Raw genomic sequence first — 24,497 nt, forward strand, 5'->3', positions numbered from 1 at the left:
CCCCGGAACGAAAGTTCCGGGGCCACCCCTTTTCGGCGTTCCGCTCAGCAGACGGCGGGCTTGCGCCAGGAGCATTCGAGGGACGCGTCGGCGGCCCCGGCGGCGGGGGGAGCGACAGCCCGGGGGGCGGTCGGGCGCACCAGGACGGTGCGGTCGGTGGTCGAGGAGGCGAGGGTGGTCACGATGGCGTCCTCGATGGACTTCACCGACGCCGCCAGGTGGTTGTTGAGGACGATGCTGAAGACGAGCTCGCGGCCGCCCGCGTCCGTGACGTAGCCGGAGAGGCCGGACGCGCCGGTCAGGGTGCCCGTCTTGGCCCGGGCGTTCAGGGCGGCGGGGGTGTTGCACATGCGCGAGCGCAGCGTGCCGCCGGTCGCGCGGTCCGGGGCGCAGGCGACGGGCAGGGACGCGTACCAGTCGGCGTACCAGGGCGCGGTGCGCACGGCGAGGAGCAGCTCGGTGAGCTGGGCGGTGGGAATGTTGTTCATGCGGGAGAGGCCGGAGCCGTCGACCTGACGGAGGACGGCCGTGTTCACGCCTTCCTTCTTCAGGTACGCGGAGATGCCCGCGAGGCCGGCGCTCCAGGTGCCGCGGCCGGTCGTCTCGTAGCCGATGGTCTTGGTGAGGGCCTCGGCGTGCATGTTGTTGGACAGCTTCATGAAGGGGCGCACCAGCTCCCTCAGCGGCATGGAGGTGTGCGACGCGAGCGGCTCGGCTTTCGCGGGGGTGGCGCGGCCGAGGCGGGTGGGGCCGCTGACGCGTACGCCGTGGGCTTCCAGCGCGTCGGCGAAGACGGCGGCGGCGTAACCGGTCGGCTCCCAGACGCTGACCCACTCCTTGGTCGGGTTGGCGCCGACGGGGATGTCACCGCTGACCACGATCGTGTTCGAGCCGTGCTCGCGCTCGACGGTGAGGGTGTCGGGCCGGCCCGCGGGGACGGTGGTGGCGCGGACGTCGAGATCGACGTAGTCGGTGCGCGGGGTGAGGCGCATCTCGGGTTCGGCTCCCGGTTCGGCGCCGGGGGCCGCCTCGACGATGACGGAGCCGGCGTCGTAGTCGGTGTCCGGTGCGACGGTGAGCGCCGAGATCTGTGCGGAGTAGTACGAGGATTCGTCGTCGGCGGCCCAGGAGCGGCCGAGGCGCTGGGTGTCGAAGCGGGTGTCGTCGGCGACGAGGCGGCCGGTGACGCGCTTGATGCCGGAGGCGGCCACCTCGGCGGCGAGCGCGTCGTAGTCCGCGGCCAGGGTGGTGGGGTCCCCGGAGCCGCGGAGGTAGAGATCGCCGCGCAGCACGGAGCCGTGGCGGACGCCGGTGGCCAGGGCGTCCGTACGGAAGCGGTGGTCGGGCCCGAGGACGGCCATGGCGGCGGCGGAGGTGGGCAGCTTGGTGTTGGAGGCCGGCATGAGCCGGTCGCCGCTGTCGCGCTGGTAGAGCGTTCTTCCGGTGGAGGCGTCGGCGACGACGACGCTCGCGGCGCCGCCGTCGAGGCGGGCGTCGGTGAGGATGGTGTCGATGGCGCCCTTGAGGCCGGTGTCGGAGGGCCCGGCGACGGTGGCGCCGGACGAGCCCCAGGCCAGCGCACCGGCGAGCACGACGGCCAGGGTCCATGCGCGGGTGCGGGCGCGCGGGCGGGTGCGGGCGGCTGTGGGGGAGGGGGAGCGGAACGCGGGGATCGTGCGGCGGGGGGCGCGGATCACGGGTCTACTCATGCTGAGGAGCATCGCGGACGGGCGTGGCGGGGGGAAGGAGGCGCGTGCCGGGCGTGGTGGGAACAGCGGGGCGCCCGGCCGGGCGCGTTCGGTCGGCGGTGACGGCGCGCAGGGGGCGCGCCGCCGGGTGCGTTCAGTCGGCGGTGACGTCGCCGAAGCCGGTCACCTCCACGGCGGGGCCGAGCGAGTCCAGGCCCCGGAGCCGGCCGTCCCCGTCCCCGAACGGGAAGGCGATGCGCCGCAGGCCGGGCAGCGCGGCCAGCGGCGACACGTCGATGTCCTTCTCCAGCGAGGAGATGGTCAGCGTGCGGAGCCCGCGAAAGGACCGCACGACGCTGTCCAGGTCACTCTGGACGACGGTCCCCCGCAGAACGAGCTGGTGGACCGACGGCGCCGCGAAGGAGGGCGGCGCCGACTCCAGGTACCCGGCGTACAGGTGCAGGAGCCGCAGGTCCGTGAGGAGCGCCAGCTCCTCCCAGTCCGCCGCTCCGTACGGGCCGCCGAACCGTCCGAGCGTCAGCGCCTGGAGCCGTTGGAGTCCGCCGAGTCCGCGCAGGCCGTCGGCCGGCGGGCCGTCCGGTTGGAGGCTGAGGTCGGTCAGGGACGCGGGGGCCGGCAGCCCGGCCACCGGGGGGAGGCCGGCGCCGCCGAGCCGCAGGGTGTGCAGCCGGCTCAGCGACGACAGGACTCCGAGGTCCGCGTGGGGGACCTCGTCGAGGTACACGGTGTGCAGACCGGTCCCCGCCAGCGCCGACAGGTCCGTGAGAGCCGGACAGTCGGAGATGTCCAGATGGCCGAGGTCCTGCTGCCCCCGGAGGAACTCCAGGGAGGTGAGCCGGTCGTTCTCCCGGACCCTGACGCTGTCCAGTCCGGTGGTGCGCGCGTACGAGACGAGTCCCTCGGGTGCGAGGTCACCCCTGGCTTCGAGCCACGGACGGCCGCCGAGCCGGGTCAGGGCGGCCAGTTGCGCGTCGGAGGCGACCGTGAAGTACAGGTGGTGCGGGTCGAGGTGCGCGATGACCTCGTCGGCGTACTGGTCCGTGTCGAACCGGTACCAGCTCCAGACGAGTTGCGAGCGGACGGCCGTCGAGCGGTGCTCGCGGAACCGGGCCAGGAACGGGATCGCGGCGTCCGAGCCGACGTGGGAGGCGGCGGTGACGACGAGCGCCGCCGCGTCGCCGTCCACGTCCTGCGGCCCCGGCAAAAGGTCGAGGACGACCGGCCCGGCGGCGGCGAGTTCGCGTGCCGCCTGGGCGTCGGCAGGGGGGATCAGCGCCGCCGCGCGGCTTTCGACCTGCCGGCGTACGACGGGGGCGAGTTCGGCGGCGTGTTCCAGGCAGGCCGCCGCCAGGAGGTGGACGCGCGTCCGGGCGGCGGGGTCCGCGTGCCGGTCGCCGTACGCGAGGAGGTCGGTGAAGAACTCCGCCCGCTCCCGTGGGCGCGCGTGCGCCACGGACATGCGGACGACGTCCTCCCACTGGTCGTCGGCCGCGTGCCCCACGAGCACGCCGAAATCGCCCTCGTCGACGGCGGCCCGTGCGCCGAGGAAGTCCTGGAAGGTGCGGTGGACGAAGTCGACCGTCCCGGGGGCGGGTTGCCGCAGCAGGCCGCTGCGGTGCAGGAAGTGGTCGAAGACCGCTTTCGCGTCGCCTAGCGCCGCCATCTCCGGGACGGCGGGCAGGCTGTCGGCGATGACGCTCTCGGCCCGCGAACGGTCCATCTCCGTACGGCCGTTGCGGATGAGCCAGTAGGCGAGGCGCTGGAGGAGCTGGACCTGCGGCTCCTCCCGCAGCTCCGGCACACCCATGTCGCGCTCGCGGTCCCTGCGTACGAGCAGCATCGACAGCGCCGCCGTGTAGAGGTCCTTGCGGCCCAGCGGCAGGAAGCCGCGGCGGTCGCGGTGCAGGGCGCAGATCAGGCCGCACATCAGGGGGTTGGTGGCCAGGCGGCCCAGGTCGGGTTTGGCGCGTACGGCCGCGAGGAGCTGGTTTTGGTACGACAGCAGGTCGGCGTCGTCCTCGTCCGAGCCCGTACGGGCCGCCGCGTGCCAGCGCTCGATGAACGCGGTGACGTCCGCCGGGCTCATCGAGGACAGCGTCAGCTCGGTGAAGTCCTCCTCGGCGAGCCAGTCCTCGCGTACCGCCGAGGGCCGGGACGTGACCAGCCAGCGGTTGCCCGGACAGGCGTCGATCAGGTCGCTCAGCCAGGCGCGGGTGCGGGCCCGCTCGCTGTCCGGGATCTCGTCGATGCCGTCGACGAGGACCAGGGCGCGCCCGGCCCGCAGTACGCGGGACTCCCAGCCTGCGGGCTGCTCGCCGGCGAGCGGGGAGCCGACGGCGGCCAGGAAGTCCTTGGGGGCGGGGAGGCGCTCGCCGTGGCGGGTCAGGGTGCGCAGGGGGAGTACGAAGGGGACGCGGTCGCGGAGGTAGACCATCCGGTCGTCCAGGTCCGGGCGGGCCGCCGTGACCGCGAGCCACTGGACGAGCGTGGTCTTGCCCGAGCCGGCCTCGCCGCGCAGCAGGACGCGCTCGTGGCCGGCGAGGGCCTGGTCGGCGGGGCGGGGGGTGACGGCGGCGGGAGGCAGCAGGCCGGAGGGGTCCTGCGGGGAGCGCGTGTCCCGGGCGGGTCCGTGGCCGAGCCGGGCCGCCACGAAACCCGCGTGCTCCCGGTAGCGTTCGGCGGACTCCCGGACCAGCCGGTGCAGATCGTCGTCGGAGAGGGGCCCGTGCCCGGCGCCGGGCACGGTACGCGCGGTCGCCTCCAGGCTCAGATAGGCCGCGTCCAGCGGCCACTTGCCCGGTGAGTTGCTGAGGTCGATGCCGAAGATCGTGAGTTTGCCGTGCTTCTTCGCCACGTACGCGAGATAGCGCTGTTCGAACGCCACGTCCTGCGCGCCCGGCAGCGGATGCCGGGCGATGAGCTCGTCCACCTTGGCGACCAGCTCCCCCTGGCGGCGGCTCTGCGTGACGAGGGTCGCCGCGACGAAGGTCGAGCGCTGAGTGAAGAAGTGCAGGATGTGCAGACAGGTGGCGTCGAGCAGGCGCTCGTAGAAGTACGTCGCGTCGGCCGACAGGTGGCGCTCGGGGCGGTCGCTCTCCCGGCGCAGCCGGCGGGCCAGGGCGCTGTGGCCGAGCTCCACGGCCTCCACATCGCTCAGCGTGAGGTCGCCGAGGGCGTACAGGGTGCTGGTCAGCGCGTCGGTGACGGCCTGCTCCTCGTCGGCGGGCAGGGGCCGCTCGCCCGTGCGCAGGGCCTGGCGGACCAGCTCGGCGGAGAGCTTGCGCAGGTCGGCGCGGGTGAGGGTGCGCTTCTCGCCCCGGAAGGACACGTACCCGGCCAGGCGGACCGGTCTGTCGACCAGGCCCGCGCCCGGTCCCTCCGTGACGAAGAGGCTTTTGACCAGCGGTCCGACCACGCTCGATGCGAGTCGCGTACCGATTGCTGCGGCATCCACGCGCCGTCCCCCCGGGGCCTGTGCAGTCCAGTGGATCAGCGTATCGGGGGGTCCGGCGGTGACAAGGCGCACAGGCGTTTTGGGGTCTACGAAGGATGTTAGTGGCCTCCGGGCCCGTGCGGCGGGGGACTTTCGGGCCAAGGGGGACGGGACCTTCGGGCGGTGCGGGAGAGGAGTGGGCGGGCCCGTGCGGGTGGCCGGATTCAGCCCCTCTGGCGTGGGCTTAAACCGGTCAAAGTGAGCTTATTTCGATACTTGGGAGAGCTCTGGCGGATAGCGTCAAGAGTCGAATAGTTGACACCTCTCATACGGCTCTTGGTAGTAGATGGGCCATTTTGGGAGCGGTGGGAGCACGGGTTACCAATGTGAAGCCAGCCCGGCGGACTGCCGGGTTCACTCACCCCGGAGGTTCCCCCCGCATGACGAAGTTCGACATGTTCTCCCGCGCCCGCTCCTCGTCCGTCCGTACCCGCCGCAACGCCGTCGTGGCCGCCGGGCTCGGCGCGTCGATGATGCTGGGCACGGCGGGCGTGGCGTTCGCCGCCGAGGGGACCGCCGCAGCCGCCGTCGAGAAGCAGGCCCAGGTGCAGGCGAAGGCCGCCGACAGCGCGAAGAAGGCCGCCGCCGACGCCAAGAAGGCGGCCGACGTGAAGAAGGCCGCGGCCAAGGCCAAGGCGGCCGCCGCGAAGAAGGCGAAGGCCAAGAAGGCCAGCTCCTGGGAGAAGCCCGTCAAGCGCTACTCGCTCAGCGCCACGTACGGCAAGGGCGGCGGCATGTGGGCCAGCAAGCACTCCGGCCAGGACTTCGCGGTGCCGGTCGGCACCCCGGTCGACGCCGTGCACGGCGGCACCGTCGTCAAGGCGGGCCCCAACGGCGGCGGCGACGGGCCGGCGTACGGCAACGCGATCGTGATCAAGCACGCCAACGGCACCTACTCGCAGTACGCGCACCTGTCCAAGATCCAGGTGAACCTCGGCGAGACGGTCAAGACCGGCGAGCGCATCGCCCTCTCCGGCAACACCGGAAACTCCAGCGGCCCGCACCTGCACTTCGAGATCCGTACGACGCCGAACTACGGCACCGCGATCAACCCGGTCTCGTTCCTGCGTGCCGAGGGCGTCAGCGTCTGATCCCCGTCACCGCGTGACCCCGGGAGCCCGGCCGTGCGCCTGGCTCACCAGATCGATGGCGACCTCGAGAGCGGCCCTGCGCTTCTCCTCGGGGTCGCCTTCGACGTCCCTGAGCACGAACATGCCCGCGTGCATCGTGAACAGCGCGCTGACGCAGCGGACCTGGTCGGTCAGTACGGCGTCCGGGTCCTTCACCAGCTCCAGGAGCACGAACATGCGCTCCTTGAAGGTCTCGCCGATGCTCAGGTCGCGCATCGTCGCCTGGTTCTCGTGCATGAAGCGGAAGAGCGGCGCGGCGGCGGCGAGGGCGAGGCTGTAGCGGACCAGGATCTCCTTCTTCGTCTCCAGGGTGCGCGGCTGCTCCTGCCCCCAGGCGATCAGCTCGTCCATGGGCCTGGTGAGGTCCTGGAAGAGGCTGACGATGATGTCTTCCTTGGTCTTGAAGTGGTAGTAGAGCGCCGCCTTCGTGACGTCGAGCCGCTCGGCGATCTCGCGCAGCGAGGTCTTCTCGTACCCCTGCTCGGCGAACAGCTCCATGGCGACGTCCTGAATGCGCTGACGAGTGTTGCCTCTGGACACGCTGCTCTCCCCAAGAAACTTACTTGACGCCCGGCTAGTGGGGGTCTACCTTCCCCGAGTGTAGTCAACTTGCCGGACGGCAAGTAAGCAACCGGGGACGGGATCATGGGCGCGACGAAGCGGCAGGCCGGGGCGAAGCGGCGGAACGAGAAGAAACGGGCGGCGGCGGCTCAGCCGCGCAGTGTGCGCGTGGTGCTCCTGGCACTCATGATCGCGATGCTGCTCGCCATGCTCGACAACATGATCATCGGCACCGCCATGCCGACCATCGTCGGCGAACTCGGCGGCCTGGCGCACCTGTCCTGGGTGGTCACGGCGTACACCCTGGCCACCGCGGCCTCCACGCCGATCTGGGGCAAGCTCGGAGACCTGTACGGACGCAAGGGCGTCTTCCTGACCGCCATCGTCGTCTTCCTCGTCGGATCCGTGCTCAGCGGAATGGCCCAGGACATGGGCCAGCTGATCGGCTTCCGGGCCGTGCAGGGACTCGGCGCGGGCGGTCTGATGGTCGGCGTCATGGCGATCATCGGCGACCTGATCCCGCCCCGCGAGCGCGGCAAGTACCAGGGCATGATGGCCGGCGTCATGGCGCTCGCCATGATCGGCGGGCCGCTGGTCGGCGGCACCATCACCGACCACCTGGGCTGGCGCTGGAGCTTCTACATCAACCTGCCGCTCGGCGCGGTCGCACTGGCGATGGTCACCGCCGTACTGCACCTGCCCAAGAAGGAGCGGTCGCGGGCGCGGACCGACTACCTCGGCGCGGCGCTGCTGACCGTCGGCATCACGGCGATCGTGCTGGTCACCACCTGGGGCGGTACGGAGTACGCCTGGTCATCGGCCGTCATCATGGAACTCACCGCGGTCGGTGTCGCCGCCCTCGTCGGCTTCCTGTTCGTCGAGGCCCGGGCCGAAGAACCGATCATGCCGCTGCACATCTTCCGCAACCGCAACTTCACGCTCATGTCGGTGATCGGCTTCCTGACCGGCTTCGTGATGTTCGGCGCCGTACTCTTCCTGCCGCTGTTCCAGCAGTCCGTCCAGGGCGCCTCGGCCACCAACTCCGGCCTGCTCCTGCTGCCGATGCTGCTGTCGATGATGGCCGTCTCGCTGGTCTCCGGCCGGATGACCACCAACACGGGCAAGTACAAGATCTTCCCGATCCTCGGCGGCGGGCTGATGGTCGCCGGGCTGCTGCTGCTCGCCCAGATGGACACCGGGACCTCGCGGCTGACCTCGGCGGTCTACATGGCCGTGCTCGGCGCCGGCATGGGCTTCCTGATGCAGATCACGATGCTCGTCGCGCAGAACAGCGTCGAGATGAAGGACATGGGCGTCGCCTCCTCGACGACGACCCTCTTCCGTACGCTCGGCAGCTCCTTCGGCGTCTCGGTCATGGGCGCGCTGTTCACCGGCCGGGTGCAGGACACGATGGCCGAGCGGGGCGGTTCGGCCGTCACCGCGCAGTCGGCGCAGCTCGACGCGGCGAGCCTGGCGAAGCTGCCGGAGCAGGTGAGGGAGGCGTACCAGTTCGCGGTGGCCTCCGGGACGCAGGCGGCCTTCCTGCTGGGCGGTCTCGTCGCGATCACCGGGTTCGTGGCCGCCTTCTTCGTCAAGGAGGTGCCGCTGCGGGGAGCGGGGCCGCAGGCGGCGCCCGACGCGGAGGCCGGGGACAGCGGTGACGGCTCCCGCGAGAGCGCCGTCGCCGCGGGGCGCGGGTGACGCGTACGGGCTGAGCCGGGCCCACCCGGTACGGCGACCACGCGGCCCGCGCCCAGCGGCCGCCGCGCCCGCGCCCTCGCAACTACGTACGACCGGACGTCCGCCGCCGCTACCCTCGCGGCCGGGCGTCCGGCAGCCGCACCGCCGGGAAGCTGCCCGTCGACGTCGGCGCGTGCTCCGGCAGCCACAGCACCGCGATCGCACCGCCCTCCTGGTGCGCGTTGCGGAACGTCAGCCGCGCGCCGAGGACACGCGCCTGACCGGCCGCGATCGTCAGGCCGAGGCCGTGCCCCCGCCCGGCGCGGTCGCTGCTGCCCGTACGGAACCGGCTCGGCCCCTCCCTGAGCAGCGCCTCGGGGAACCCGGGCCCGTAGTCCCGCACCCGTACGACCCGGCCCTCGACCGTGACCTCGAAGGGCGCCTTCCCGTGCTTGGCGGCGTTGCCGAGGAGGTTGCCGAGGATGCGCTCCAGCCGGCGCGGGTCGGTGTTCACCCACGACTCGTGCACCACCCGGACCTCCGCGTCCGGGTGCAGAAGCGCCACCCTGCGTTCGACGAACTCGCCGAGCGCGATCTCCTGGAGCTCGGCCCGCTCCGCCGCGCTGTCGAGCCGCGCCACCTCCAGTACGTCCTCGACGAGCGTGCGCATCGCCTGCGCCCTGTCCCGTACGAGCTCGGACGGGCGGCCCGGCGGCAGCAGCTCGGCCGCCGTGAGCAGGCCGGTCACCGGAGTGCGCAGCTCGTGGGCGATGTCCGCCGTGACGCGCCGTTCCGCCTCCAGCCGCTCCTGGAGGGCGTCGGTCATGGCGTCGACGGCGCGGGCCAGCTCGTCCGTCTCGTCCCGCACGACCCCGCCGACCGCGTCCCGTACCCGCACCTGCGTGTTGCCCTGGGCGACCTTGCCCGCGGCGGCGGCCGCCTTGCGCAGGCGGCGCGAGAGCTGGCCGCCGATCAGGACGCCGAGCGCGCAGCCGACGAAGACCACCGACACGGAACCGATGACCAGGGCGCGGTCCACCTCGTCCATGATCGCGGCGCTGCGGTCGGTGAACCGGGTGTGCAGCGACAGCACGTCCCCGTTGCCGAGGGGCGCGGCGGCCCACACGTCGGGCACACCGCCCGGCCGGTCCGAGACGAAGGTGGCCCGGCGGCCCCTCGCCATGCTGTCCTTGAGCTCCTCGGGCAGCGCCGGGTCGTTGAGCTTGGTGCCGAACCGGGGTTCGTGCGACGAGTCGTACCACCGCTGCGCGAACTGGAGGCGCTCGATCTGCACGTCGCGGGCGTTGTCCAGCATCGAGACGCGGGCCGCGTTGTGCACGACGAGGCTGAGCGCCACGGCGATGAGCGCGCCGACGGCGGCGATGGCGATGCTGATCTTCCAGCGGACGCCGGTGCGCAGGGCTAGACGCATGGTGCGGGGGCCCCGTTCTGTATCCCGGCCCGGGCGCCGATGCGGACCCGGACGCGGCCCGTACGGACGATGCGGACACGGGCGCGGGCGCGCACGCGCGGCGGCGTCATGCCTTCAACTTGTAGCCGAAGCCCCGGACCGTCTCGATCCGGTCCTGGCCGATCTTGGTGCGCAGCCGCTGCACGTGGACGTCCACGACCCGCGTGTCCCCGCCCCACCCGTAGTCCCAGACCCGCTCCAGCAGCTTGTCGCGCGACAGCACCGTGCCCGGCGCGGACGAGAACTCCAGCAGCAGCCGCATCTCCGTCGGGGTCAGACCGACCGGCCGGCCGCCCCTGCGGACCTCCATGCCCTCGGTGTCGACCTCCAGGTCGCCGAAGACGAGCAGCCCGCCGTCCGGCGAGCCCCCGCCGTCGTACGGCCCGCCCGCCGATCCGCCCGCGTGCCCGAAGCGGCGCAGCACCGCCCGGATACGGGCCACGAGCACCGCGCCGTCGAACGGCTTGGTCACGTAGTCGTCGGCCCCCGCCTCCAGGCCCAGTACGACGTCGATCGAGTCGGCGCGCGCCGACAGCATGATCACCGGCACCGTCGACTCGTCGCGGATGCGCCGGCACAGGCTCACCCCGTCCAGGCCCGGCACCATCACGTCCAGCAGCGCGATGTCCGGCTGGTCCCTGCGGAACGCCTCGAGGCCGGACAGTCCGTCCGGCATGGCGGTGACCACGAAGCCGTCGCGCTCCAGCGCGAGCTGGGTCGCCTCGCGAATGACGTCGTCGTCCTCCACGAACAGGACATGCGTCTCGGCCATCTCCGCTGCTCTCTGCTCTCTTCGGCCCGCGTCTCGGGCCGCTCAGTTCTCCGACGGGACGGCCGGGCCGGGCGCCGACCCGTCCACGTCGCCGTCCCCGCCCACCGCGCGGCTGAAGTCGTTGTGCACCTGGTCGTGCACGACGAACCTGCTCCCCGTCCAGCGGTACGTGACGACTTCCTCGCCGGACGGATAGGCCATCGGATCGTCCTTCCGGTACACCGGCTTGGTCAGCACCAGGTCACCGCGGTCGATCTCCGCGTAGACCGCGGGCGCCTCGGCCGCGAAGACATTCTGGTACGCGTCCCCGCTTTCGCGGTACACATACGTCCCCACGCCCACAGCGTCCCCACACGTCATCACATTCACCACGACGTCGTTGGCGGGCCCGCCGGTCAGCTTCCCGTACGACGTGTCGACCGGGTACTCGTCCCGGACGCACGGCTTCAGGTCCCGCTTCACCGTCTCGCTGACCTCGGGATCGTTGCGCAGCAGCGCCACCGGGTCCACCCGCTTCGCGCCGGCCGGAGCGGACTCGTCCACCGAGGGAGCGGCCCGGGCCACCGGGTCCGTGCGCGCCGGACCCGCGTCCCGCGCGCCCGTGCCCCCGGCGTTGCACGCCACCACGAACAGGCCGGCGGCGGCGACGCCGGCCATCGCCGTGCCACCCGCCGCCACGGTGAACCTGCCGCCCCTGCCTAGGCCGCGCAACGCTCCATCCCCCGTTCGTCCCCCTGCTCCGCACGCTCCAGGGCGTACGCGTCCAGTGCGCGGCTCTCCAGCTCCTGCCGGAGCCGGGCCAGCGCCCGGTGCAGCGTGCTCTTGACCGTACCCGCCGACATGCCCAGCGCCGCGGCCGTCTCCTCGGTGCTCATCTGCTCCCAGTGTCGCAGCACGACCACGCTGCGCTGCTTGGGCGCCAGCACGCCGAGGACGTCCATCAGCAGGGCGCGGTCCGCGCGCTGCTCCGTGCCGTCCTCGACACTCGCGTCGGGCAGTTGCTCGGTCGGCACCTCTTCGAGCTTGCGGGCCCGCCACCACTCGGTCCGCGTGTTGATCATGACCCGGCGCAGATAGGCGTCGGCGAGCGACTTGTCCGCTATGCCGTCCCAGCGGCCGTACGTGCGCACCAGCGCGGTCTGGAGGAGGTCCTGGGCGTCCACCGGGTCGGGGACCAGACGCCTGGCGCTCCGCAGCAGGGCATCCTGCCGAGTGCGTACGTACTCTTCAAATTCGAGCACCTCGCCGTGCGCCATGTCTGAACCGCCTCCGTCCCACTGACAAACAGACCCCGTGACCTGCTTGCTTACGGCGGTGACGCTACGGAGGCGTTGTCACGGCACTGTGCGGTCCAGCCCTCGGCGGACGCACGGCTGTCCATCGGTTGTGTAACGGAGGTGTGGTCAGCTCGTGGGGAGCCGGTAGACACCGTTCGCCAGCGGCTCCACGAGCCCGTCGGCGACCAGCCCGTCGAGCGCCCGCGCGCGCTGCACCGGCTCGTGCCACACCGCGTCGAGCGCGGCCTGCGGAACGGGTTCGCTCGCCTCCCGGAGCACGGCGAGGAGCTTGCCGCGCACCTGGCGGTCCGTACCGGCGTACGTCTGGCCGCGCCGCGGCGGCCCCACGTGCGCCGGCTTGCCCGCCAGCCGCCACGCGCACTGCTCCGAGACCGGGCAGGCCCCGCAGTCCGGGCTCTTCGCCGTGCACACCAGAGCGCCGAGCTCCATCGAGGCGGCGGCCCAGCGGGCCGCCGTCGCCCGCTGCTCGGGCAGCAGGGAGCGGGCGAGCCTGCGCTCGGCGGCGGTGGTGGCGTTCGGCGGGTACTGGACGCCGGTGACCGTACGGGCGAAGACGCGGCGGACGTTGGTGTCGAGGACCGGGTGCCGCTGCCCGTACGCGAAGGAGGCGACGGCCGCGGCCGTGTACTCGCCGATGCCGGGCAGCGCCAGGAGCTGGGCGTGGTCGACCGGCACCTCGCCGTTGTGCCGGTCCCGTATCGCCACGGCCGCGCCGTGCAGCCGCAGCGCGCGGCGCGGATAGCCGAGCCGGCCCCAGGCGCGGACCGCCTCGCCCGGCGCGTCCGCGGCCAGGTCGGCGGGACGGGGCCAGCGCTCCAACCACTGCTCGTACACCGGGAGCACGCGGCTCACGGGGGTCTGCTGGAGCATGAACTCGCTGACCATCACGGCCCAGGCGCCCGCGTCGGGGCGGCGCCAGGGCAGGTCGCGCGCGTTGGCGTCGAACCACGCGATGACGGGGGTGTGGAGGGCGGTGGCGGCGTTCTGGTGGGTTTCGCTTGTCGCAGTCATGGCACCACCGATCCTGACACGTTTCGTGCCGTACCCCGACGAAGGGCAGGGGTGATCCCGGCGTCCCGGAATGATGATCGTGAAAAGTTGCGGAACGGGCGGCGGGTGGGGCGGGAGTTGGCCTTGATCTCTCGTACAGTTTGCGCCGTGGGATCTATGCGCAATCCAGTCGGGCCGCTTCCCTCCTCCATCTACTGGCGCCGGAGGGCAGTCGCGCTGTCCCTGCTGGTGCTGATCGCACTGGTGATCCTATGGGTCGTCATGTCGGCGGGGGGCAAGGGCGCCAGGAACGACGGCGCCCGCGGCGGCGCCACTCCCGCTCCTTCCACGATCACCCCCGGACCGGACTCGTCGGGCCCCGCCATCAGCGAGGACCCGGGCGGCCGTGACGACGCGGGCGGTACGGGTGAAGGCGACGGCGGCGGTGACGGCGGCGGCGGGCAGGACGGCGGCTCCGGTGCGGACGCGGGCAGCGGCGGCGACGGCGGGTCCGACGCCGGGGCGGGCGACGGATCCGGTCCGGGTTCGGGGTCCGGATCGGGCTCCGGGTCCGGTTCGGGTGCGGGCGGCGGTTCCGGGGCCGGAGGCAGCGTGGTCGCCGGCGATGGCGGCAGTGGCGCGGCGCAGCGCGTACCGGCGAACTCCACGCTCCCCAACTGCAAGGCGGCAACGGTGGAGTTGTCCCTGCGCAGCGTGAAGAACGAGTACGAGGCGGGCGAGAAGCCCACCTTCGAGCTGATCGTGGAGAACACCTCCGGCGCCGCCTGCAAGATGGACTTCGGCCCGAAGGCCGCCGTGCTGACGATCACCGACGACGACAACAAGACGGTCTGGTCCTCGAAGGACTGCCCGGAGGGCCCCGGCAACCTGCTGCTCCGCGTCCCCGCGCACAGCACCGTCACGCACACCGTCGACTGGGACCTGCGCAAGAGCGCGCCGCGCTGCGCGACGCCGTCCGCCGCCACGGTGGACGACGGCACCTACCTGCTGGAGCTGCCGGGCGCGAAGTCCCCGGCGACGTTCACCCTGAAGAAGGACTGACAGCGGCGGTACGCCCCGCCCGGGGCGTACCGCGGCGCGGCGGCACGGGCCGCGCGGGCCGGATCAGACGTAGCGTTCCAGGATCGACGACTCGGCCAGGCGGGACAGCCCCTCACGGACCGACCGCGCCCGCGCCTCTCCGACCCCGTCGACCGTCTGGAGGTCGTCGACGCTCGCGGCCAGCAGCTTCTGGAGCCCGCCGAAGTGCTCGACGAGCCGCTCGATGATCGCGCCCGGCAGCCGCGGCACCTTGGCCAGCAGCCGGTAGCCGCGCGGCGAGACCGCCGCGTCCAGCGTCTCCGGCGAACCGCTGTACCCCAACGCCCGTGCCACGACGGGCAGTTCCAGCAGCTCGGAGTGCGGCAGCGCGTCCAGCTCGGTCAGCGCCTCGTCGACCGTGCGGGAACGCTTCGCCGTCGGCTCGGGCACGTAGTCCCGCACGACCAGCTCGCGCTCCGGCTCCACGCCCGCGATCAACTCGTCGAGCTGGAGGGAGAGCAGACGCCCGTCGGTGCCCAGCTCCACCACGTACTCGGCGATCTCGGTGGCGATGCGCCGCACCATCTCGAGGCGCTGCGCCACCGCCGTCACGTCGCGGACCGTCACCAGGTCCTCGATCTCCAGGGCGGACAGCGTGCCCGCGACCTCGTCGAGGCGGAGCTTGTAGCGCTCCAGGGTGGCCAGCGCCTGGTTCGCGCGCGACAGGATCGTCGCCGACTCCTCCAGGACGCGGCGCTCCCCGTCGACGTACAGCGCGATCAGGCGCATGGACTGGGAGACGGAGACCACGGGGAAGTTGCACTGCTTCGACACGCGGTCCGCCGTGCGGTGGCGGGTGCCGGTCTCCTCGGTGGGGATCGACGCGTCCGGCACGAGCTGGACGCCGGCCCGCAGGATCTTGGTGATGTCCTTGTCGAGGATCAGCGCGCCGTCGAGCTTGCACAGCTCGCGGAGTCTGGTCGCGGTGAACTCCACGTCCAGGACGAATCCGCCCGTACACATGGATTCAACGGTTTTGTCCATACCCAGGACGATCAGGCCGCCGGTGTTGCCGCGGAGGATGCGCTCCAGGCCGTCACGCAGCCCCTTGCCGGGCGCGACGGCGCTCAGCGAGGCGCGCATCAGCGCTTCGGTGCCCGAGCCTCCGCCGGACTTCCCGGATGCTGCTGCCCGGTCGTTGGCTGCCACTGCACTCCTCCGGTCACACGGTTGCGGTGCCCTTGGGGCACTGAACTTCGCCTCGCGTACTCGTACGGGTGGGCGAGACCAGGGCAAAGTCTACCGGCGCTGTTCCTCGCCTTGTGGGGCCTGTGCGCGAGTGCGCCGGGGAAGGACCCTGAGGGCGTCTCCCATGTCGGCCACCTCGGTGACCTTCATGCCGGCCGGGACCTTGCCCGGGTCGGCCGGGACCAGCGCGTGCGTGAACCCCAGGCGGTGTGCCTCGGCGAGCCGGCGCTGTACGCCGGTGACCCTTCTGACCTCGCCCGCGAGGCCCACCTCGCCGATCGCGACGAGGTTCTTCGGCAGCGGGGTGTCGCTGGCGGCGCTGGCCAGCGCGAGGGCGACGGCGAGGTCGGCCGCGGGCTCGGTGAGCTTCACGCCGCCCACCGTCGCGCTGTAGATGTCGCGCTTGCCGAGGGCGGTGATGCGCCCGCGCTGCTCCAGCACGGCGAGCATCATCGACACCCGGGAGGTCTCCAGACCCGAGGTGGTGCGCCGGGGGGAGGGGATCTGCGAGTCCACCGTCAGCGCCTGCACCTCGGCGACCAGCGGCCGGCGGCCTTCGAGCGTGACGGTCAGGCACGTCCCCGGCACGGCCTCGGCGCGCCGGGTCAGGAACAGCCCCGACGGGTCGGCGAGGCCCGTGATGCCCTCGTCGTGCAGCTCGAAGCAGCCGACCTCGTCGGTCGCGCCGTAACGGTTCTTGACCCCGCGCACGAGCCGCAGCCGCGCGTGCCGGTCGCCCTCGAAGGACAGCACGACGTCGACGAGGTGTTCGAGGAGGCGCGGACCGGCGATCGCCCCGTCCTTGGTGACGTGACCGACCAGGAGCGTCGACATCGCGCGCTCCTTCGACGCCCGGATGAGCGCGCCCGCGACCTCCCGCACCTGGGCCATGCCGCCCGGCGCGCCGTCGATCTCGGGCGAGGCGACCGTCTGGACGGAGTCGAGGACCAGGAGCGACGGCTTGACCGCGTCGAGGTGGCCGAGCACGGCGGACAGGTCGGTCTCGGCGGTGAGGTACAGATGATCGTTGAGCGCGCCGATCCGGTCGGCGCGCAGGCGCACCTGACTGGCGGACTCCTCGGCCGTGACGTACAGCGTGCGGTGGTCCTCGCTCGCCGCCTTCGCCGCCACGTCCAGCAGCAGCGTCGACTTCCCGACGCCGGGCTCGCCCGCGAGCAGCACGACGGCGCCGGGCACCAGGCCGCCGCCGAGGACGCGGTCCAGCTCGTCGACGCCGGTGGAGCGGGCGGTGGCGGTGCGGCCGTCGACCTGCCCGATGGGGAGCGCCGCGCTGCTCACCCGGCCGGCGGCCGTCGTCCGTACGGCGGGCGCGCCGGTCTCCTCGATCGTCCCCCAGGCCTGGCACTCGGGGCAGCGGCCGAGCCATTTGGCGGTCGTCCATCCGCACTCGGCGCAGCGGTAGGACGGCCGGTCCTTGGCGGATGAACGAGATGTACGGGCAGCCATGGTGGTGACCGTACAGGTCGCCTCTGACAGCCCGTCTCCGTTCGTGCACCGCGGCCGGAATCCCGCGTTCCTGTCCCCTTTTGAGGGATGTGTTCACCCGTACGGGTTAAAACTGCTCAAGGGGTACGAAGGGGCCTGCCTCCTTTGCCTACGGTCGCCGGGTGACAAGCAGCAGGCTGGAGCCCCCTACGCACACCACCGGCGCACACCGGGCGCAGAGCCGTGCGCCCCGGCCGACGCTCGCGCAGGCCCCGCCGGCACGGTACGAGCCGTACCTCGACGGCCTGTTCACGTACTGCCTGTCGGTGCTCTGCGACCACGACGCGGCGACGGCGGTCCTCGGCGACGTACTGGCCGTCGCGGAGCGCCACTTCGGCCGGTCCCCGTCCCGCGAGCCGGAGCGCAAGGCATGGCTGTACGCGCTGGCGCGGTGGGCCTGCCGCCGCCGCGTCGCCGAACAGAAGCGCCGGCGGCAGGGGGCGCACGGCGGCCACCGCGCCCGCACCGCCCCCGGCCCGGCCGTGCCGGAGGAGACCGCCGTACGCCGGCAGCGCGAGCTGGCGCTGCTGGCCTGGCCCGAGGCGGCCGGCACCACCCCCGCGCAGCGTGAGGCGCTGGAGCTGGCCGTACGCCACGGACTCGGCCCGCGCGAGGTGGCGGCCGTCCTGGGCATGGACTACCCGGCCGCCCGCGAACTGCTGGCCGCCGCGGCGTGCGAGGTGGAGCGGACCCGGGCGGCGCTGGCCGTCGTGGAGAGCGGCAGCTGTCCGACCGTCGCCCGGCTGACCGGGGACAACCAGGTCCTGCTCGGCGCCGCCCTGCGCCACGAGCTCGTACGGCACGTCGACGACTGCCCGCGCTGCCGGCGTTCCGCCGAGCGGGCCGGGGCCGGCGGGCCCTGGCCGGGCACCGTCGCGGCGACACCGGCCGCGCTGCCGGTGGTCGAGGCGGAGCGTGCGGCGGCGTACGCGGCGATGTCGAACGTCCCGAGGGCGCGGGTCGCCGGTCCCCGCTTCGGCCGCGACGGCTTCCCGCTCGACCCCAAGGACCACGCGGCGCGGCGCGACCGGCTGCGGACCAGGGCGGTCACGACGACGGTCGTGGCGACCGTCGTCGCCGCCCCCGTGTTCGCGCTGTGGGCGGCGTACCGGGGCGCCCCCCTCACCGGCGAGAGCCACGGCGGCGCGTCGGTCACGGCCGGCGAGGCGGACGAGGCCGAAGGACTCGACGGCGGCCCGGGCGGCGCGGGCGGCCCCGCGTACGAGAACACGGGCAACGCCCGCACGACCCCCGACCCCGACTTCACCGCGGGCGGCCGGACCCCCGACGTGTCGGTCGAGGTTGTCAGCGGCGGTACGTCGATGCCTGGCGAGCCGGGGGAGTCCGGTGCGGGCCGGCTGACGGTGGAGGCGCGGCCGGCGGGCAGCACGACGGTCGTCACCCTGACCGCGCGGGGCGACTCGCCGGTGTCCTGGTCGGCGTGGACGAATGCGCCGTGGCTCTACCTGAGCGAGACCTCCGGCACGCTCGCACCCGGCCGGTCGCTCACGCTGTACGTGTCCGTCGACCACGAGCGCGAGCCGGCGGGGCCGTGGCAGGCACGGATCGGGATCGACCCGACCGGCGCGGTGATCGCGGTGCGCGGCCACGGCCGCACCACGCCACCCCCCACGACACCGGACCCGCGCCCCTCGACGCCCCCGCCCCCGGACCCGACCCCGCCCCCGACGACCCCGGACCCGACCCCCACGGAGTCGACACCCCCGCCCACCCCGACGGACCCACCCCCGACGGAGTCGACACCCCCACCACCCCCCTCGGACCCGCCCCCACCGGACACGACGTCACCGACGCCGTAGCCCTCTGGGGCGGTCCGGCGCGACGTCAGCCTGGAAGGACCGTGCCGACGGCGTCGACTGCGCAATCCCGCCCGTCGGGGCCCTGGAAGCGCACCGGATACGCGAAATCCAGCCCGTCCGGCGTTTGAGGACACGCCCGCAGGGCGTCCGGGGGCCCGGGGGGCCCGCCCTCCGGTTTCGGGAAGGGGCGGGTAGGGGAAAGCGCCGCAGGCAACCCGCACCCGCAGCGCCCGCGCACCACTCAGACCCGAACCGCAGCGCCACTGCAGCCGCCCCGCACACCCGCACCGCCCCCACCGGCGCACCCGTCAGCCAGACCCCTCCGCGCCCCCCACCGGATCCGCCGGATGCGGAGCCATCGGCAGCAGCGCGGCCAGCCGCTCCTCGCACAGCTCCACCAGCCGCGCGTAAGCCGCCCCACCCATCAGCTCCGTGAGCTCCGGCCGGTACGTCACGTACACCGGCTCCCCCGCCCCGTGCGCCGACGTCGCCGACGTGCACCACCAGTGCAGGTCGTGCCCTCCGGGCCCCCACCCCCGCCGGTCGTACTCACCGATCGAGATCTGCAGGACGCGCGTGTCGTCGGGCCGGTCGATCCAGTCGTACGTACGCCGCACCGGCAGCTGCCAGCACACGTCCGGCTTCGTCTCCAGCGGCTCCCTGCCCTCCTTCAGCGCCAGGATGTGCAGCGAGCACCCCGCCCCGCCCGCGAACCCGGGACGGTTCTGGAAGATGCAGGACCCCTCCCAGCGCCGCGTCTGGCGTTCGCCGTCCTCGTCCGTCTGCGTCCAGCCCGACTCCGTACCGACGCCGTGGAACTGCCACACGTCCGGGGTGAGGCGCGCCACGTGCCCCGCGACGCGCTTCTCGTCGTCCTCGTCGGAGAAGTGCGCCCCCAGCGTGCAGCAGCCGTCGTCCGCGCGCCCCGCCTGGATGCCCTGGCAGCCGCTGCCGAAGATGCAGCTCCAGCGTGATGTCAGCCACGTCAGGTCGCAGCGGAAGACCTGCTCGTCGTCGGCGGGGTCGGGGAACTCGACCCAGGCGCGGGCGAAGTCCAGCCCGCCCTTCTCGTCCTGGACGGGCACGACAGGGGGAATCGTCTTCGGCGGCTTCGGCTGCTTCAGCGTTTCGGCTTTGCCCGGCTTCGCCTTTTTCGTCTTCGACACGGGGCCAAGGGTAAGCGCGTCGCCGCAGTAGCGTTCCGCCTATGAGACTCGGAGTCCTCGACGTGGGTTCGAACACGGTTCATCTGCTGGTGGTCGACGCGCACCCCGGCGCCTGCCCCCTGCCCGCCCACTCGCACAAGGCCGAGCTCCGCCTCGCCGAGCTCCTCGACGCGGACGGGGCCATAGGCGCCGACGGCGTCGACCGGCTCGTGACGACCATCGCCGGCGCGGTGCAGGCCGCCGAGGACAAGGGCTGCGAGGACGTCCTGCCGTTCGCGACGTCCGCCGTGCGCGAGGCCACCAACGCCGACGAGGTACTGGCCCGCGTCAAGGCCGAGACGGGGATCGACCTCCAGGTGCTGAGCGGCGCCGAGGAGGCCCGCCTGACCTTCCTCGCCGCCCGCCGCTGGTACGGCTGGTCGGCGGGGAAGCTGCTGGTCCTCGACATCGGCGGCGGCTCACTGGAGATCGCGTACGGCATGGACGAGGAACCCGACGCGGCGGTGTCCCTGCCGCTCGGCGCGGGCCGGCTCACCGCCGGCTGGCTGCCGGGCGACCCGCCCGACCAGCAGGACGTGAAGGCGCTGCGCCGTCACGTACGGGCGCAGATCGCCCGTACGGTCGGCGATTTCGCCCGCCGCGGCACCCCCGACCACGTGGTGGCGACGTCCAAGACCTTCCGGCAGCTGGCCAGGATCGCGGGCGCGGCCCGCTCCGCCGACGGGCCGTACGTACAGCGTGAGCTGAGTCGCACCTCGCTGGAGGAGTGGGTGCCCAAACTCGCCGCGATGCCGATGTCGCAGCGCGCCGGCCTGCCCGGCGTCTCGGCGGGCCGCGCCGCGCAACTGCTGGCAGGAGCCCTGGTCGCGGAGGGGGCGATGGACCTTTTCGGCGTCGACGCCCTGGAAATCTGCCCCTGGGCACTGCGCGAGGGCGTCATCCTGCGCCGCCTGGATCATCTGCCGACCGCCTGACATGCACCGGGTGACGGCCCGTAGGCTGTTCCTCGTGGCAGAACCAGTGGTGCGCATTCCTGATGCGAAGGTCGCGCTGTCCACGGCGTCGGTGTACCCGGAGTCGACGGCGACGGCCTTCGAGATCGCCGCACGCCTCGGCTACGACGGTGTCGAGGTCATGGTGTGGACGGACCCCGTCAGCCAGGACATCGAGGCGCTGCGCAGACTCTCCGACTACCACGGCGTCCCGGTCCTGGCCGTGCACGCACCCTGCCTCCTGATCACCCAGCGGGTGTGGACCACCGACCCGTGGACCAAACTCCGGCGGGCGCAGGCGGCCGCCGAGAAGCTCGGCGCCTCGGCGGTGGTCGTCCACCCGCCCTTTCGCTGGCAGCGGCAGTACGCCCGGGACTTCGTCGACGGGATCTGGCGGATGGCGGACGAGACGGACGTCCGGTTCGCCGTCGAGAACATGTACCCGTGGCGCTACAAGGACCGCGAGATGCTGGCGTACGCCCCCGAGTGGGACGTGACCAAGGACGACTACCGGCACTTCACCGTCGACCTGTCGCACACCGCGACCGCCCGCACCGACACCATGGCGATGGTCGACCGGATGGGCGACCGGCTCGGCCACGTCCACCTCGCGGACGGCAGGGGATCGGCGAAGGACGAACACCTGGTGCCGGGCCGCGGCAACCAGCCCTGCGCCGAGCTCCTGGAGCGCCTCGCCCGCAACGGCTTCGACGGCCATGTGGTCATCGAGGTCAACACCCGCCGCGCCATGTCGTCCGCCGAACGCGAGGCTGACCTCGCGGAGGCCCTCGCCTTCACCCGGCTGCACCTGGCGTCCCGGGTGTCGCGCCCGTGACCGCTGCCGGCGCCGACGGCGGTACGCCGCCGACCGGGCCGCGCCGCCGGGGCCGCCCGCGCCGCTCGCCCCAGGACGCCGGCCCCGGCGCCCGCGAGCGGATCCTCGCGGCGGCCCGGGACGAGTTCGCCGAGCGCGGGTACGACAAGACCTCGATGCGCGGCATCGCGAAGGCGGCGGGCGTCGACGCGGCGCTCGTCCACCACTACTTCGGCACGAAGGACGACGTCTTCGCGGCCGCCATCGAGATCTCCTTCGAGCCGGCCCTCGTGGTGCCCGCCGTCCTGGGCGAGGGCGGCAGTGACGGCATCGGCGAGCGTCTGGCCCGCTATTTCATCGGCGTGTGGGAGAACCCGGCGACCAGGGCCCCGCTCCTCGCGATCGTGCGGTCGGCCCTGACCAACGAGACGGCGGCGACGGTACTGCGCACGTTCGTGCTGCGGCGGCTGCTGGAGCGGGTGGCGGCGGAGCTCGACGTACCCGATCCGACCTTCCGGGCGGAGCTGGCCGCCTCGCACATGGTGGGGATCGCGCTCATGCGGTACGTGATCAAGGCGGAGCCACTGGCGTCGGCGGACCCCGAGCAGATCATCGCCACGGTCGCCCCGACACTCCAGCGGTACCTCGCCGAGGCGTGACCCGGGGCTGACGCGAGGCTGATCCATCGCGTGATCCGGGGCGCTCCGACGCTGATCCGCCGCGTGGTGCGAGGCGTGACCCGCGGCACGCGCCCGCGCGATGCCGGCGGATGCGGCCCGTGCCCCGCGCGAGGCGTGACCGTACACCGAGCGGCCCGTCCCGTATAACGGACGACCTGTCCGGATCGTGGATCCGAGGCGTACGCTCGAAGTTACTCTCGTGAGTAAGCCTCGTACGTCCCATCTGCCTAAGGAGCGAGCGACGATGCCCGAGCTGAGGTCCCGCACAGTCACCCACGGCCGCAACATGGCGGGCGCGCGCGCCCTTATGCGGGCGTCGGGCGTAGCGGGCGCGGACATCGGGAAGCCGATCATCGCGGTCGCGAACTCCTTCACCGAGTTCGTCCCCGGCCACACGCACCTCGCGCCGGTCGGCCGGATCGTCTCCGACGCCATCCTTGCGGCGGGCGCGGTGCCGCGCGAGTTCAACACGATCGCGGTCGACGACGGCATCGCGATGGGCCACGGCGGAATGCTGTACTCCCTGCCCTCCCGCGACCTGATCGCCGACTCCGTCGAGTACATGGTCGAGGCGCACTGCGCCGACGCGCTGATCTGCATCTCGAACTGCGACAAGATCACGCCGGGCATGCTGATGGCCGCCCTGCGCCTCAACATCCCCACGATCTTCGTCTCCGGCGGCCCGATGGAGGCCGGCAAGGCCACGCTGGTCGACGGCACCGTCCGCAAGCTCGACCTGGTCGACGCGATCTCCGACGCGGTCAACGACAAGATCTCGGACGAGGACATCCTCCGCATCGAGGAGAACGCCTGTCCGACCTGCGGCTCCTGTTCCGGCATGTTCACCGCCAACTCGATGAACTGCCTCGCCGAGGCCATCGGCCTGGCCCTGCCCGGCAACGGCTCGGTCCTCGCCACGCACACCGCCCGCAAGGCGCTGTACGAGAACGCCGGCCGCACGATCGTCGAGATCACCAAGCGCCACTACGAGCAGGACGACGCGACCGTCCTGCCGCGCAGCATCGCGAGCCGGGCCGCGTTCGAGAACGCCATGGCGCTCGACATCGCGATGGGCGGCTCCACCAACACGATCCTGCACCTGCTGGCCGCCGCCCAGGAGGCCGAGCTCGACTTCGGGCTCGACGACATGGACGAGGTCTCGCGCCGCGTCCCGTGCCTGGCCAAGGTCGCGCCGAACGTGGCGCCCGGCGGCACGTACTACATGGAGGACGTCCACCGGGCGGGCGGCATCCCCGCCATCCTCGGTGAGCTGTACCGCGGCGGCCTGCTGAACGAGGACGTGCGCAGCGTCCACTCCGACACCCTCGCCGAGTGGCTGAAGACCTGGGACGTGCGCGGCGGCTCGGCGTCCGACGAGGCCGTCGAGCTCTGGCACGCGGCCCCCGGCTGCGTCCGCTCCGCGACCGCCTTCTCGCAGTCCGAGCGGTGGGACACCCTGGACACGGACGCCGAGGGCGGCTGCATCCGCTCCGTCGAGCACGCGTACTCCAAGGACGGCGGCCTGGCCGTCCTCAAGGGCAACCTCGCCGTCGACGGCTGCGTCGTCAAGACCGCCGGCGTCGACGAGTCGATCTGGACGTTCGAGGGCCCGGCCGTCGTCTGCGAGTCGCAGGACGAGGCCGTCGACAAGATCCTCCGCAAGGAGATCACGCACGGCGACGTCGTCGTCATCCGCTACGAGGGCCCGCGCGGCGGCCCGGGCATGCAGGAGATGCTCTACCCGACGTCCTTCCTCAAGGGCCGCGGCCTCGGCAAGACCTGCGCGCTCGTCACGGACGGCCGCTTCTCGGGCGGTACGTCGGGCCTGTCCATCGGCCACGCCTCACCCGAGGCGGCGTCCGGCGGCACGATCGCGCTCGTCGAGGACGGCGACCGCATCCGCATCGACATCCCCAACCGCAGCATCGAACTGCTTGTCACGGACGAGGAGCTGGCGGCCCGCCGCGAGGCCCTCGGCGGCGTCTACGCCCCGAAGAACCGGGAGCGCAAGGTCTCCCAGGCCCTGCGCGCGTACGCGGCGATGGCGACCAGCGCCGACAAGGGCGCGGTGCGCGACGTCACGAAGCTGGGCTGAGCGGCGGCCTGCGGCGAGCGACCGGGACGGC

Annotated in this window: 19 protein-coding genes; 8 read left to right on the plus strand and 11 right to left on the minus strand. The window is 72.7% G+C overall.

Features of this window, described 5'->3' with window-relative positions:
- Positions 1-44 precede the first annotated feature (44 nt).
- Positions 45-1,709 carry a D-alanyl-D-alanine carboxypeptidase/D-alanyl-D-alanine endopeptidase gene (gene dacB / locus ACWGH0_RS29790; RefSeq protein WP_453407365.1) on the minus strand — a complete coding sequence of 555 codons (1,665 nt, stop codon included), beginning with the start codon at positions 1,707-1,709 and terminating at the stop codon, positions 45-47.
- 133 nt (positions 1,710-1,842) lie between these two features.
- Positions 1,843-5,163 (minus strand): NACHT domain-containing protein, encoded by a 3,321-nt coding sequence (locus ACWGH0_RS29795; RefSeq protein ID WP_453407366.1) that lies wholly within the window; start codon positions 5,161-5,163, stop codon positions 1,843-1,845.
- 419 nt (positions 5,164-5,582) lie between these two features.
- Between ACWGH0_RS29795 and ACWGH0_RS29800 the strand changes: the two genes are divergently transcribed.
- On the plus strand, positions 5,583-6,293 hold the full coding sequence (locus tag ACWGH0_RS29800; protein WP_453407367.1) for a M23 family metallopeptidase: 711 nt from the start codon (positions 5,583-5,585) through the stop codon (positions 6,291-6,293).
- A gap of 6 nt (positions 6,294-6,299) precedes the next feature.
- Here ACWGH0_RS29800 and ACWGH0_RS29805 read toward each other — a convergent pair whose 3' ends face one another.
- Positions 6,300-6,830 (minus strand): TetR/AcrR family transcriptional regulator, encoded by a 531-nt coding sequence (locus tag ACWGH0_RS29805; RefSeq protein ID WP_453407390.1) that lies wholly within the window; start codon positions 6,828-6,830, stop codon positions 6,300-6,302.
- A gap of 147 nt (positions 6,831-6,977) precedes the next feature.
- On the opposite strand from ACWGH0_RS29805, the gene ACWGH0_RS29810 reads away from it, so the two are divergent.
- Positions 6,978-8,594 carry an MDR family MFS transporter gene (locus tag ACWGH0_RS29810; RefSeq protein WP_453407368.1) on the plus strand — a complete coding sequence of 539 codons (1,617 nt, stop codon included), beginning with the start codon at positions 6,978-6,980 and terminating at the stop codon, positions 8,592-8,594.
- A 109-nt stretch (positions 8,595-8,703) separates the two neighbouring features.
- Here the strand turns inward: ACWGH0_RS29810 and cseC are convergent, their stop codons facing one another.
- The 5 genes from cseC to ACWGH0_RS29835 form a co-directional block, all read right to left on the minus strand.
- Positions 8,704-10,005, minus strand: coding sequence for a two-component system sensor histidine kinase CseC (gene cseC / locus ACWGH0_RS29815; protein WP_453407369.1), 1,302 nt, complete (start codon positions 10,003-10,005; stop codon positions 8,704-8,706).
- Between the two features lie 106 nt (positions 10,006-10,111).
- Positions 10,112-10,816 (minus strand): two-component system response regulator CseB, encoded by a 705-nt coding sequence (gene cseB, locus ACWGH0_RS29820; RefSeq protein ID WP_453407370.1) that lies wholly within the window; start codon positions 10,814-10,816, stop codon positions 10,112-10,114.
- Positions 10,817-10,858: 42 nt separating this feature from the next.
- On the minus strand, positions 10,859-11,473 hold the full coding sequence (locus ACWGH0_RS29825; RefSeq protein ID WP_453407371.1) for a hypothetical protein: 615 nt from the start codon (positions 11,471-11,473) through the stop codon (positions 10,859-10,861).
- A gap of 41 nt (positions 11,474-11,514) precedes the next feature.
- Positions 11,515-12,072: a SigE family RNA polymerase sigma factor gene (locus ACWGH0_RS29830; RefSeq protein ID WP_453407372.1), complete on the minus strand. Its 558-nt coding sequence runs from the start codon at positions 12,070-12,072 to the stop codon at positions 11,515-11,517.
- Between the two features lie 147 nt (positions 12,073-12,219).
- Entirely contained in the window at positions 12,220-13,125 is a 906-nt protein-coding gene (locus ACWGH0_RS29835) for an A/G-specific adenine glycosylase (RefSeq protein WP_453407373.1), read from the minus strand.
- A gap of 147 nt (positions 13,126-13,272) precedes the next feature.
- Here ACWGH0_RS29835 and ACWGH0_RS29840 point away from each other — a divergent pair, with 147 nt between their 5' ends.
- Complete coding sequence (locus ACWGH0_RS29840) at positions 13,273-14,166, plus strand: hypothetical protein (protein ID WP_453407374.1); 894 nt, start codon at positions 13,273-13,275, stop codon at positions 14,164-14,166.
- Positions 14,167-14,229: 63 nt separating this feature from the next.
- On the opposite strand, the gene disA is transcribed toward ACWGH0_RS29840, so the two are convergent.
- Positions 14,230-15,354 (minus strand): DNA integrity scanning diadenylate cyclase DisA, encoded by a 1,125-nt coding sequence (gene disA / locus ACWGH0_RS29845; protein ID WP_453407375.1) that lies wholly within the window; start codon positions 15,352-15,354, stop codon positions 14,230-14,232.
- Between the two features lie 90 nt (positions 15,355-15,444).
- Positions 15,445-16,860, minus strand: coding sequence for a DNA repair protein RadA (gene radA / locus ACWGH0_RS29850; protein ID WP_453407376.1), 1,416 nt, complete (start codon positions 16,858-16,860; stop codon positions 15,445-15,447).
- Between the two features lie 161 nt (positions 16,861-17,021).
- Here radA and ACWGH0_RS29855 point away from each other — a divergent pair, with 161 nt between their 5' ends.
- On the plus strand, positions 17,022-18,719 hold the full coding sequence (locus ACWGH0_RS29855; protein WP_453407377.1) for a BACON domain-containing protein: 1,698 nt from the start codon (positions 17,022-17,024) through the stop codon (positions 18,717-18,719).
- Positions 18,720-19,027: 308 nt separating this feature from the next.
- On the opposite strand, the gene ACWGH0_RS29860 is transcribed toward ACWGH0_RS29855, so the two are convergent.
- Positions 19,028-19,885: a hypothetical protein gene (locus ACWGH0_RS29860; RefSeq protein WP_453407378.1), complete on the minus strand. Its 858-nt coding sequence runs from the start codon at positions 19,883-19,885 to the stop codon at positions 19,028-19,030.
- Positions 19,886-19,926: 41 nt separating this feature from the next.
- Here ACWGH0_RS29860 and ACWGH0_RS29865 point away from each other — a divergent pair, with 41 nt between their 5' ends.
- The 4 genes from ACWGH0_RS29865 to ilvD all read left to right on the plus strand — a co-directional run bounded on the left by ACWGH0_RS29865 (position 19,927) and on the right by ilvD (position 24,466).
- Positions 19,927-20,859 (plus strand): Ppx/GppA phosphatase family protein, encoded by a 933-nt coding sequence (locus ACWGH0_RS29865; RefSeq protein ID WP_453407379.1) that lies wholly within the window; start codon positions 19,927-19,929, stop codon positions 20,857-20,859.
- A 34-nt stretch (positions 20,860-20,893) separates the two neighbouring features.
- Positions 20,894-21,712 (plus strand): sugar phosphate isomerase/epimerase family protein, encoded by an 819-nt coding sequence (locus tag ACWGH0_RS29870; RefSeq protein WP_453407380.1) that lies wholly within the window; start codon positions 20,894-20,896, stop codon positions 21,710-21,712.
- Positions 21,709-22,350 carry a TetR/AcrR family transcriptional regulator gene (locus ACWGH0_RS29875; RefSeq protein WP_453407381.1) on the plus strand — a complete coding sequence of 214 codons (642 nt, stop codon included), beginning with the start codon at positions 21,709-21,711 and terminating at the stop codon, positions 22,348-22,350. Before ACWGH0_RS29870 ends, ACWGH0_RS29875 begins: the two co-directional genes overlap by 4 nt.
- Before the next feature lie 265 nt (positions 22,351-22,615).
- Entirely contained in the window at positions 22,616-24,466 is a 1,851-nt protein-coding gene (gene ilvD, locus ACWGH0_RS29880) for a dihydroxy-acid dehydratase (RefSeq protein WP_453407382.1), read from the plus strand.
- The last annotated feature ends 31 nt before the right edge of the window (positions 24,467-24,497 follow it).

The organism is Streptomyces sp. NPDC054887, from assembly GCF_053610585.1.